This window comes from Microvirga makkahensis, from assembly GCF_009830105.1.
Taxonomy (GTDB): domain Bacteria; phylum Pseudomonadota; class Alphaproteobacteria; order Rhizobiales; family Beijerinckiaceae; genus Microvirga; species Microvirga makkahensis.
In genome coordinates, this window is the sequence record NZ_WURB01000051.1 from 1 (window position 1) to 10238 (window position 10238).

The 10238-nt window shown below is 61.4% G+C and carries 12 protein-coding genes; 6 read left to right on the forward strand and 6 right to left on the reverse strand.

Going from position 1 to position 10238, the window contains the following annotated elements; translation table 11 throughout:
• Positions 1-387: 387 nt before the first annotated feature.
• On the forward strand, positions 388-1194 hold the full coding sequence (locus tag GR328_RS25925; protein WP_205790323.1) for an SDR family oxidoreductase: 807 nt from the start codon (positions 388-390) through the stop codon (positions 1192-1194).
• A gap of 358 nt (positions 1195-1552) precedes the next feature.
• On the opposite strand, the gene GR328_RS25930 is transcribed toward GR328_RS25925, so the two are convergent.
• Together GR328_RS25930 and GR328_RS25935 are read right to left on the reverse strand one after the other, a co-directional pair.
• Entirely contained in the window at positions 1553-2002 is a 450-nt protein-coding gene (locus GR328_RS25930) for a DUF421 domain-containing protein (protein WP_160888542.1), read from the reverse strand.
• A gap of 9 nt (positions 2003-2011) precedes the next feature.
• Positions 2012-2542 (reverse strand): hypothetical protein, encoded by a 531-nt coding sequence (locus tag GR328_RS25935; RefSeq protein ID WP_160888543.1) that lies wholly within the window; start codon positions 2540-2542, stop codon positions 2012-2014.
• Positions 2543-3128: 586 nt separating this feature from the next.
• Here GR328_RS25935 and GR328_RS28705 point away from each other — a divergent pair.
• Positions 3129-3347 (forward strand): hypothetical protein, encoded by a 219-nt coding sequence (locus GR328_RS28705; RefSeq protein WP_170304162.1) that lies wholly within the window; start codon positions 3129-3131, stop codon positions 3345-3347.
• Between the two features lie 252 nt (positions 3348-3599).
• Here GR328_RS28705 and GR328_RS25940 read toward each other — a convergent pair whose 3' ends face one another.
• Together GR328_RS25940 and GR328_RS25945 are read right to left on the reverse strand one after the other, a co-directional pair.
• Positions 3600-3809 (reverse strand): hypervirulence associated TUDOR domain-containing protein, encoded by a 210-nt coding sequence (locus tag GR328_RS25940; protein WP_160888544.1) that lies wholly within the window; start codon positions 3807-3809, stop codon positions 3600-3602.
• A 99-nt stretch (positions 3810-3908) separates the two neighbouring features.
• Positions 3909-5669 (reverse strand): thiamine pyrophosphate-dependent enzyme, encoded by a 1761-nt coding sequence (locus GR328_RS25945; RefSeq protein ID WP_160888545.1) that lies wholly within the window; start codon positions 5667-5669, stop codon positions 3909-3911.
• Between the two features lie 161 nt (positions 5670-5830).
• Here GR328_RS25945 and GR328_RS28125 point away from each other — a divergent pair, with 161 nt between their 5' ends.
• On the forward strand, positions 5831-6340 hold the full coding sequence (locus tag GR328_RS28125; RefSeq protein ID WP_205790325.1) for an SDR family NAD(P)-dependent oxidoreductase: 510 nt from the start codon (positions 5831-5833) through the stop codon (positions 6338-6340).
• Positions 6337-6678, forward strand: coding sequence for an SDR family NAD(P)-dependent oxidoreductase (locus tag GR328_RS28130; RefSeq protein ID WP_205790326.1), 342 nt, complete (start codon positions 6337-6339; stop codon positions 6676-6678). The genes GR328_RS28125 and GR328_RS28130 overlap by 4 nt, the downstream gene beginning before the upstream one ends.
• A 14-nt stretch (positions 6679-6692) precedes the next feature.
• Here the strand turns inward: GR328_RS28130 and GR328_RS25955 are convergent, their stop codons facing one another.
• Together GR328_RS25955 and GR328_RS25960 are read right to left on the reverse strand one after the other, a co-directional pair.
• Positions 6693-7010 (reverse strand): hypothetical protein, encoded by a 318-nt coding sequence (locus tag GR328_RS25955; protein ID WP_160888546.1) that lies wholly within the window; start codon positions 7008-7010, stop codon positions 6693-6695.
• Positions 7011-7213: 203 nt separating this feature from the next.
• The gene (locus tag GR328_RS25960; RefSeq protein ID WP_205790327.1) at positions 7214-8188 is read right to left on the reverse strand and encodes an SDR family oxidoreductase; all 975 of its coding nucleotides are present in this window, start codon (positions 8186-8188) and stop codon (positions 7214-7216) included.
• Positions 8189-8660: 472 nt separating this feature from the next.
• Here GR328_RS25960 and GR328_RS25965 point away from each other — a divergent pair, with 472 nt between their 5' ends.
• Positions 8661-9044 (forward strand): DUF6496 domain-containing protein, encoded by a 384-nt coding sequence (locus tag GR328_RS25965; RefSeq protein ID WP_160888548.1) that lies wholly within the window; start codon positions 8661-8663, stop codon positions 9042-9044.
• 347 nt (positions 9045-9391) lie between these two features.
• On the forward strand, positions 9392-10033 hold the full coding sequence (locus GR328_RS25970) for an IS6 family transposase (protein ID WP_246216102.1): 642 nt from the start codon (positions 9392-9394) through the stop codon (positions 10031-10033).
• The last annotated feature ends 205 nt before the right edge of the window (positions 10034-10238 follow it).

A 10238-nucleotide genomic window follows, 5' to 3' on the forward strand; every position in this document is an offset into this window, starting at 1 on the left:
GGACCATGAAAGTTTGGAGAGGATGATGGAGGCGGGCATGGAAACGGATCGTCCCGAGGGCAAAGCAGAGCGGCAGTGCTGTCGGGTCGAGATCCATCGGTGCTCACATCCTGTTCTACATGGCGCAGCGTAACGACCTGGGCGTCACCTGGTTGATATATAGTGACTACCAGCCTGCTGCAAGTTCCCGATAGGAGGGCAGTGCCATCAATGGTCTGGTGGTCTTTGCTGCCGGATATCGGATTGGTCTCCGGCTCCGTTTCGGGAGTGGAGCAATTCGCGCGTTGAAGGGGAGTTGAACCAGAAGACGACACCGGAGGGCCTTCATCACAGGAAACGGGCGCAGGAAACGGGTCGCCGCCTACGATCCGATCTGGGAATTCCGTCATGGGCATTGGGCTCAAAGAAGAAGGATTTCCATCGGTGACTACGCTCATGAACAAGACGGCCATCGTAACCGGAGCCAGTTCCGGTATTGGATGCGCGACGGCCAAACTATTCGCGCAGGAAGGGGCAAACGTGGTCGTTACGGCGCGCCGCTCCAATGAACTGGAAGCACTGGTTGCGGAGATCAGGGAAGCCGGAGGTGCCGCCATCGCAGTTGGTGGCGACGTGAGGGACGAGGCACTGGCCGAGACACTTGTCAGAACTGCGGTCGAGCACTTCGGCGGTCTCGACATCGCCTTCAACAACGCTGGTGTCGTGGGCGAGACCGGGACCGTATCCGGCCTGTCGGCAGATGGATGGCGCGATACGCTCGAGACCAACCTGACGAGCGCGTTTCTCGGAGCCAAGTATCAAGTGCCCGCAATGCTGGACCGGGGCGGCGGTTCATTGATCTTCACCTCGAGCTTTGTCGGCTACTCGGCGGGAATGCCCGGAATGGCCGCCTATGCCGCGAGCAAGGCGGGGCTGATCGGCCTGACCCAGGTTCTCGCGACCGAGTTCGGAGCCAAGGGCGTTCGCGTGAACGCCATCTTGCCGGGTGGGACCGATACACCCTCGAACATCGTCAATGCGCCGGGATCGCCTCCAAATGTCCGCACCTTCGTTGAGGGTCTGCATGCTCTCAAGCGCCTTGCGTCTCCGGTGGAGATCGCGAAGGCAGTGCTGTTCCTGGCATCGGATGCCTCGAGCTTCGTTACGGGGAGTGCTTTTGTCGTCGACGGAGGTGTTTCCATAACCCGGACGTAGCGCCTGGTGAACGCGGGTTCGTGTGCTGAGCACGAACCCGGTTGCCCAATGCATATGAATTCCTGAAGGATGATCTGGGTAAGGTCTGGACAAGGAAATCGCGATTGAGATCGCGATGAGATTGTCGTTTTCGCGCCGCTGCTTATCGGGTTCTTGGTGGTCTTTGCTCCCGAATGCCGAGGAAATCCGGCTTCGCTTTGAAGAGCTTCTTCATCGAGCCCGATGGACCGGGACCAATGATTCTTGTCATGGACTCCGTCCTTGGCACCGGCCAAAAGCTCCTCGCCAGGAGCCTGCCCAGCCCGGTGTTTCTCGGCTCCTCCCATGGCGCGGTGATGCCGTGTGGTGCTCTCGCGGCCTAAGGCTCTTTGCGGGGAATCACTGTGATGCCACCGCTGACCTCCAGCACCGCGTATTTGATTTGATCCATTCGCTCGATGCCTTGCAGGCGGCGGGCCGCCTCCATCACGTCTTCCTCGTCCACCCGTGCCTTGCGCATGCGGTCATGAAGCGGTCGACCGTTCTCGACGATGATGGTGGGAGCGCCATCCACAATCTTCTCGAACAACTTCGAGCGCGCCTTGATCAGGGACACCATGACGTCAATGAAGAGGAGGGTCGCGATGATCAGAGCGGCATTGGTGACCGAGAAGTCCTCGCCCAAGAGAGCCTGCTGGGTAGCCTCGCCGATCATCAGCAGCAGCACGAAGTCGAACGCCGTCATCTCCGAGAGGGTGCGTCGCCCAGCAATGCGAAACAGGATCAGCAGGACGAAGTAGACCACGGCGGCTCTGAGAACGGCGTCCATAAGAGCCTCTCAAGGATAAATGAACATAGAAAGGCGGGCTGGTTCGCGCCCGCTCAGCCCCACCTCGGCTTCGACGGAGCCGAACCTTTCGGAGCTCAGGAAGAAGCGAATGGAGGCCGCCTTGCCCGGCTCGGCCGCCGCAAAGGCGTATTCGAGCCCAGTAGGAGTCACCTTCGCCTGTTCCGGCTCAGGCACGATCTTCTCGATTCTCATGGCGTCGGCGAAGCCGTCGCTGACGTGGATCAAGACAGTGCCGCCGGACACCGCCTCGGGAGAGAGGTGGAGCCGCAGCGTAGATGGAGCCATGTGGCGCTGGAACCGCTCGTACTCGACCCGAAGGGCGCCGGTGCTGTCGCGGGCCTCGGACCAGCTGAGCGGGCCCGTTGCAAGAAGGCCCGCCAAGGCGGCCAGCAGGATCAGGCCCATGGCCCACCACCCGATGCGCTGGGCCATCCAGGTGCGCTCCTGAAGCACCATGTCCTCGCCAATCTCAGCCGAGGCTTGCTTCTCCTGCGCCTGGATGTTGCTGTCGTCCACCATGATGCCCCCCGATGCAATTGTTACCCTGCAAATGCTTAAGGTTGCCCGGATAACGCGCCTGCGGACGGATTGTGCCAAAGCCAGGCACCCGATGGAATTGCAGCAGCCCTTGGCATAGGTTCCGCATTGCATGATCGACCAGCAGTTGCCCCCTGAATGGCCAAGCTGGGACAGGAAATGCCTCTTCCGATCGGAGGTTGAAGCCCCGGGCCAGGGGTGGGGGCCTTCGCTTAAGTCGGGCGCATGGCAGGACTTGCGACGGTTGTGGGTACCCGTCCCGGTTCCTGCCCCAGCTACAACCGCACGCTCACGGGGAGGACTTGCCATGCCGCAATCAGCACGTAACAGACGCGATCCATCCTTTCCCGGAGCTGCGGCATGGGCGGCAAAGAGATCTGACCGGCATCAGAGGCATTCACCCGCAGACGTCATTCTGGACGCCTTGACGGGCGCAGTGGCATGAGCGGCGGCCGTATGGGCGATGGACCGGGTCGACCGGTTCAACTGTCGGCGCGGTCTCGACAGCCAAAGGACGCGTCGCAGGACGCAACAAGCTCGGCCGCGTAGCATGGATCCGGCTCATGTCATGGCCGCAGGAGCCGGGGAGGGCGCTGGACTTGCGCGTGCGTCACGCCAGCTCGATACAGCCGGTCTTGCTGTCGGACGCCACCTTGTCCTGTGCCGGCGCTGCTGGATCGAGCCGTCCTTCATTACCTCGGCGACGGAGACAGGGGCGTCCTCCGTCCAGCGTGGAAAGCTCACGAAGATGCGTCCATCCTGCGAAACGGCCACGCCGGTGACCTGATGCTCGAAGGTTGCAACCTGCTCGAAAACCTGCGGCGAAGGCGAAGTCTGGGCCATGGCGGAGCCGAGGCCTGCGGAAGCTGCAAGGCAGACGCCGAGCAGAAGCATCGCATGGAAGGGAGCGTGGCGCGTGGGGCCTCCTATGGGATGTGCTGGAGGGGAGGTTCACGCACATCTCCCATGGCCCATCAACCGGGCGAGGCTCGCCCTGTTCCATGAAGGGCCACTCTTCACCCGCCGTCGGGGAGTGCGGTCACGCCTTCTTGAGTTCGCCCGGCTTGTGAGCCGCGATCTTTCCCGACTTGTCGCTTTTCACGATGTACTCGGGATTCTCCTTCGAAGCCGCAACCTTGTGGCCCTTGATCTGCGTGGGGCTGGTCTGCTTCTTCACCACCTTGCCGGTGCTGTGACCGCCCGACGAGTCCCAGGATACCTTGTCGCCGGCCTTCAGTGACTTCGCCATAACAGGCTCCTATCGAACGATATCCATTGGCAACTCGGGCTGGCCGGTTGCGTTCCGCCCAGCATCCCACATGCCTGCAATGGGGAGGGGCTGGGGTCTTCAGTCCCGCAGCAGCGTACGGGCCGGCTCTTCGGCAAGGGCCCGCTCGATCTCCTCGCGGCCGGGCGTGCCGGCCTGCAGGGCCTTTTCCAGGTTCTTGGCGTATTTCTCCATGCGCTTGGGCGGCAGGAGCGGATCGTTGGGATCGACGAGCGCTTCCACCAGCGCCGGGCCGGGCTCGGCCAGAGCCTGATCAAGCACAGGCCCGCACTGCTCCGGATCCTCGACACGGAACCCGCGGATGCCGAAGCCCTCCGCCACCTTCGCGAAGTCGATGGGTGTGAGATCGCATTCGTATTCCGGATTGCCCAGGAACATCATCTGCTCCCACTTAATCTGACCGAGGGTGTTGTTCTTCATCACGATGATCTTGATCGGAAGCCGGTAGCGAACCACCGTGGCAAGTTCTCCCAGGAGCATGCTCAAGCCGCCGTCGCCCACAAAGGCCACCACCTGCCGGCCCGGGAAGGCCAGCGCGGCCGCAATCGCATATGGGATTCCGCAGCCCATGGAGGCGAGAAGGCCCGACCCGGAAAACATCCGCTCCCCGCGCGCCTCGACATAGCGGGCGAGAAGGCCAGTGTTGTGGCCGGAATCCCAGGCCACGATGGCGTTGTCGGCTAACCGCACGTTGAGGTCGCGGGCAATCCGGCCTGGCTTCATGGGACGCTCGTTCTTCTCGATCGCATCGTGCAGCAGCCGGCGCCATTCGGCCATGCCCTGCTGAGCGCGCTCCAGGAAGCTGCGGTCCTCCTTGCGGGCGAGTTGCGCGTTGAGCATCTCGAGCGCAGCCCGGGCATCGCCCACAAGCCCTATCTCCGCCGGAAAACGCAGGCCGATGCGGGTCGGGTCCCGGTCGATCTGCACGCCGCGGGCCTGATCGGGCTTTGGATAATACTCAATATACGGGAAGGTCGAGCCGACGATCAGGAGCGTATCGCATTGCTCGAAGGCTTCCTGCGAAGGGCGTGTGCCCAAAAGGCCGATGCCGCCGGTGGTGAGCGGGTGATCGTCCGGCACGACCCCCTTTCCGAGCAGGGCCTTGACGATGGGAGCGCCCAGAAGCTCCGCCGTGCGGATCAGCTCGTCGTCGGCATGGTAAGCTCCTTGCCCAGCCAGGATTGCCACCTTCCGTCCAGCGTTGAGGATCTTCGCTGCGCGGGCAACAGCATCTGGATCAGGGATCCCGGTCGATTGCGTCTGCGCGAAGGAGGCGTGGTGCGGAACATTGCGGGCGGAGGGCTTCACCGTCGCCTCCGGCTCCTCCTGTACATCCACAGGAATGGCGACATGGGCAACACCGCGATGCGTCAGGGCCATGCGGCAGGCGAGCTCGACGGTGTTCTCCACGTGAAGGGGGCTCATGATCCGGGCCGTGTAGAGGGCCACATCCTGGAACAACTTGGTGTGGTCCACATCCTGCTGCGTGAAGGTATCGATGAGGTCGTGATAGGGCAGGCCGGTGATCGCAATCACGGGAGCTCGGTCGAACTTGGCATCGTAGAGCCCATTGAGCAGGTGAATGCCGCCGGGGCCTGTGGTGGCGAGGCAGCATCCGAGCCTACCGGTGAACTTGGCATAAGCGCAGGCCATGAAGGCGGCTGATTCCTCATGCCGGACTTGGATGAAGCGAATGCGGTCGGAGCGGGTGCGGATGGCTTCCATCACCCCGTTGATGCCGTCTCCCGGCATGCCGAACACCACATCGACACCCCAGGCGATCAGGCTTTCAATGAGAACGTCGGCTCCGTTGCGGGACATTGTAGGCTCCGTGCTGAGGATGTTGGGTCGGTTCGACCTTTCAGGAGAATCTGACCGAATGCCGGCTCGACCGCCACGTCCCAGCTGAACTCATGCACGCTTGCGTTGTTCCGGCTCGCGAGAATCAAGGCGGCTCGTGTGACCTGCTGGGACAACCGAGGATGAGCCGCGTCTCTCGTACATCGGCCCGCTCAGGAAAAGGTGGTTGCCAAGGCGAGGCTCCAGGACAAACTTGTTGTGATCACCGGGGCCGATTCAGGGATGGGCCAGGCCATGGCGGAGGAGTTCGCCAGAGAGGAGGCTCACGTGCCGTCACCTTCCACACGGATGAAGAGGGTGCCCAGGAGACACGCAGGCGGGTGGAAGACTTAAGACGGCGTGCACTCATGCAGCAGGTCGATGTACGCGACGAGGCCAGCGTCGCGCTGCTCTTCGAAGCGGTGCAGCGGGAACTCGGGCCGCCGGACATTCTCGTCAACAATGCCCGCATGGGCTCCGGCGGATCGCCAGTTGCAGAGACAACGACCGAGGACTTCGATACCGTGACCAGGACGGATCTCTACGGCCCGTTCTTCTGCCGCCGTGAGTTCATCCGGCATCGGAAGGCGACAGGACCTGGCGGGAGAATCCTCAACATCACATCCTGCTTGAGGCCATTCCCAGCCCGATGAATCCAGCCTATGGCGCAGCCAAGGGTGGCCTTCCCGCCTTCACCCGAAGCCTCGCGCTCGATCTAGCGCCGGAGCGCATCAATGTGAACGCCATCGCTTCCGGGCTGATCAGGACGCCCATGACGATAGAGCGCATGGATGACCGGGAGAAAAGACGGGAGGAGATGCCGAATATCCCCTGGAACCGGCCCGGCGAGCCATGGGAGATTGCAAAGCTCGCCCTTTATCTCGTCTCGGAGGATGCAGATTGCGTGACCAGACAGAGCTTCACCATTGATGGCGGCCTTGAGACGAACTGGGGGGCAGGGCGCCTGACAAAGATCGAAGTGATGGACTGAGAACGTCGACTTTGTCAGATCCATTTGCTCTGCCACCACCGCTTGAAGGCGATCCATTTCCGCACCAGCCAGATCACCGCAAGTCCGACAGGCTTTCTCAGAAAAGGAATGTCTTGGGCGATGAGCAGCAGACCAACCGGCAGGAACTCGATGCCGAGCACGGGAAGGAACCACAGAGCGCTGGAAAGGATCAACAGCGCTCCAAGCGGAATGCGGATCCAGCGGGAGCTTGGATGGCGAAGCCACCGGAGCGCCCGCGCCACGGGTCCCGGCACCTCGTGCTCAAGATCCTCGTAGGCGCGCTCCAGCGTTCTCCCTCCATCACCCCCCACCTCAAACCACTCCCTGTGTTGGCGGCCGCTATGAGATCAGCCGTTACCTGTCCCAAATCACCCAAAGGCCAGACAAGACAGTTTCTCAGACGCAAACGGAGCCGCGTTGGACGCTCCGGATCGCTCTTGCTGCTCTTTCAACGCTTGCGTCTGAGAGGTTTCCATACCTGCCTAAGCACGTATCGCGGCAGCGTAGGAGGAGCTCAAGGCCCCACATTGCCTCCCGTGCTGCCGAATACGCCACCGGTCGCATAGCTGGATTCCCGTGAGGCGAGCATCACGTAGACAGGTGCAAGCTCGACCGGTTGCCCGGGGCGTCCGATGGGAGAGTCGGCACCGAACTGAGGCAGCTTGTCGGGCATTTGTCCGCCACTCGGCTGCAACGGCGTCCAGAACGGTCCGGGAGCCACGGCGTTGACGCGGATGCCCTTTGGAGCCAGCTGCTTGGCCAGAGATTTCGTGAATGCCACGATACCGGCTTTGGTAGTGGAATAATCGAGAAGAGCTTCCGGAGGATCGTAGGCAACGACGGAAGCCGTGTTGATGATCGTTGCGCCTGAGGGAAGATGCGGCACTGCAGCCTTCGTGATCCAGAACATGGCGTAGAGGTTTGTTTTCAGCGTCGCATCGAACTGCTCGGTCGTAATCGCCTCAATGGAGGGCTGTGCCGTCTGCCGCGCCGCATTGTTGACCAGGATATCGAGCCCGCCGAGCTGAGCCACAGCATCCGCGACAAGCCGCCGACAGAAGGCTTCATCCCGTAGGTCTCCGGGAATGGCCACCGCCTTGCGGCCTTCAGCCCTGATGAGGTCGACAACTTCCCGGGCGTCCGATTCCTCGGCCGGCAGGTAGTTGATGGCGACATCGGCACCTTCACGCGCGTAGGCGATGACAGCCGCCCGACCAATGCCGGAATCTCCACCAGTTACCAGTGCTCTGCGGCCCGCGAGCCGGCCGGAACCCTTATAGCTCGTTTCGCCGTGGTCAGGTCTCGGATTCATCTTGGAGGCCAGGCCTGGCCACTCCTGCGTCTGGCGAGGGAAAGGAGGCTTGGGATACTCAGTGACCGGGTTCTGCAGGGTTCGGCCGCCCGTCGGCGGGCTCGCCGTGGGAGCTGGAGAATCGGCCTGTTGTGCGAGAGCCGGTCCGCTGGAGGCCAGTAAGCCGGGCGCTGCCATCAAACCGGTCCCCAATCCATTGACGACCAGACGACGCGAGGGTGCATTTTTCGGATCCTTCGGGTCCATACCTTGTCTCCTCTGGGTTTTCACGGGTTGGTCGCCATGTGCCTCGGTCATGTTGGAGCTTGGGGCTTCAACCTAAAGCGATCGAAGATCTGCCGTTGCGATAAGGCCGCTGTTGGATGGCGACTCCCGGTTAATTCGACCCGACAAACAGGATCCCTAGACGTTCATTGGTCCCGGGATGTCGTCCACATCTCTAATCTCGTCAACTGAACGGCAACGTCCTCGTTCCTTCAGGGTGAGATCTATCTGGCGCGAGTTTCATCAACGGCCGTGCTTCCCTTTCCGGGGGCCGGCAACCGGACGTAAGTTGGTTTGCTGCTCACTTGAACGCTCTCACGGGTACGGCGTTGCACAGGAAAGCGAACCGCTCTCAAGATTTGACCATCAGCGTTGGAGCAGGATCATGGCCCGGCATCAGTCCAAAGAGCAGAAAGAAACGGTCGAGCGTGTCATGCACGAGTACAAGCATGGCGAATTGCGCATCCGTGGGAATGGGCCGAAGGTCAAGAACTCCAAGCAGGCGATCGCCATTGCCCTGCACGAAGCAGGCGCTTCAAGCCAGGAGAACCCAAAGAAAAACCGTGAGACCTTGCGCAAGACGAAAACTAAGGAGCGCAGGGGCAAGACGGCTAAGGCCAGAACTGGAGCCAAGAAGACCGCCCGGCATCGTGCTCGCGGGGGTGACGGCAAGACCAGGGCTGAACTCTACGAGGAAGCCAAGCGCCGTCACATTCCGGGCCGCTCCAGGATGTCCAAGGAGCAGCTCGAACACGCCCTCGCGCGCTAGAGGGCAGGTTTTGCGTTGAGGATCTAGCCAAACGAAGACTTTAGCAAAACCTAAGTCACCAATGGTGAGGCTCGGTTAGGCTGCACCTCCCTTTCATCAGAAGCCGTTTCGGAAGATCTGCATGACCGCAATGAAGGCAGTCCGCATTCATCGTTTTGGAGGCCCGAGGCATTGATGATTGACGATGTGCTTTCGCCGCATCCGAAGGATGACGAGGTTCTCGGGATCCGTTGCAAACTTTTTGGTAATTCAGTTCAGCCTACTCCTCCGGCAAACTCCGGAGGTGCATGATGTTCAAAGACCGGCATTTTGATCGCTTAGTGATCCTCCTGTGCGTCCGGTGATATCTGGCCTGTAATCTGAGCCTGCGGAATCTGGAGGAGATGATGGCTGAGCGCGGGATCTCCGTCGATCATGCCACTGTCCATCGCTGGACAATCCGCTATGCTCCGCTTCTGCTGGCGCAGTTTAACCGGCGCAAGCGGCAGGTCCCCGGCAGGTGGCACGTAGATGAAACGTACATCGAGGTGCGTGGTCAATGGCGGTATCTTTATCGTGCGATCGACAACAACGGCGACCCAGTTGAACTCTGGTTTAGCGAGCGCCGAAACCTCACCGCAGCCAAGCGGTTTCTGCGCAGGGCGCTCAAGCGGCGCGGCCGGCCCGAGAGGATCGTTATCGACGGCAGCCAGACCAATCGGGAGGCGATACTGTCTTGCGACACGACGGACCCACTGCAAGACCGATCACGACGTCAGCTGAAGCCGATCCGGATCCGGCAGAGTGCCTACCTCAATAACCGCATTGAACAGGATCATCGGGCCGTCAAGCGGCGGATCCGGCCGATGCTTGGATTCAAGTCTACGGCATCCGCTCGGGTGATCCCGAAGGGCATCGAGATGGTTCACATGATGCGCAAAGGACAGGCGAAGTACGCCTGCAATCCGCAACTATCCCTCGCCGAGCAGTTTGGCGTCCTGGCTGCGTGAGGCCTGCGGGCGGAGTAGACCACTTTCTGTCCTCATCGGAGATTCGCGACGAAACTGTTCAGGGTCTTAGCCTGCGTCCCGTGGTGGAACGGGTGACGTGAACCCGGCCCTGGAGAGTTGCATGACACGTCTGGTCCTTGAGCCTCTGAGCTCATTTCGTTCCTATCCGCCGGAGGAGATGATCGCCCGGGCACAGGCCTTTTAC

Bases quoted from the DNA above. Each gene is read 5' to 3' on its own strand.
- GR328_RS25945 (WP_160888545.1), bottom strand. From the start codon at position 5,669: ATGTCCCGCAACGGAGCCGACGTTCTCATTGAAAGCCTGATCGCCTGG.
- GR328_RS28130 (WP_205790326.1), top strand. From the start codon at position 6,337: ATGAATCCAGCCTATGGCGCAGCCAAGGGTGGCCTTCCCGCCTTCACC.
- GR328_RS28125 (WP_205790325.1), top strand. From the start codon at position 5,831: ATGAGCCGCGTCTCTCGTACATCGGCCCGCTCAGGAAAAGGTGGTTGC.
- GR328_RS25940 (WP_160888544.1), bottom strand. From the start codon at position 3,809: ATGGCGAAGTCACTGAAGGCCGGCGACAAGGTATCCTGGGACTCGTCG.
- GR328_RS25925 (WP_205790323.1), top strand. From the start codon at position 388: ATGGGCATTGGGCTCAAAGAAGAAGGATTTCCATCGGTGACTACGCTC.
- GR328_RS25960 (WP_205790327.1), bottom strand. From the start codon at position 8,188: ATGGCAGCGCCCGGCTTACTGGCCTCCAGCGGACCGGCTCTCGCACAA.
- GR328_RS25965 (WP_160888548.1), top strand. From the start codon at position 8,661: ATGGCCCGGCATCAGTCCAAAGAGCAGAAAGAAACGGTCGAGCGTGTC.
- GR328_RS25935 (WP_160888543.1), bottom strand. From the start codon at position 2,542: ATGGTGGACGACAGCAACATCCAGGCGCAGGAGAAGCAAGCCTCGGCT.
- GR328_RS28705 (WP_170304162.1), top strand. From the start codon at position 3,129: ATGGCCGCAGGAGCCGGGGAGGGCGCTGGACTTGCGCGTGCGTCACGC.
- GR328_RS25930 (WP_160888542.1), bottom strand. From the start codon at position 2,002: ATGGACGCCGTTCTCAGAGCCGCCGTGGTCTACTTCGTCCTGCTGATC.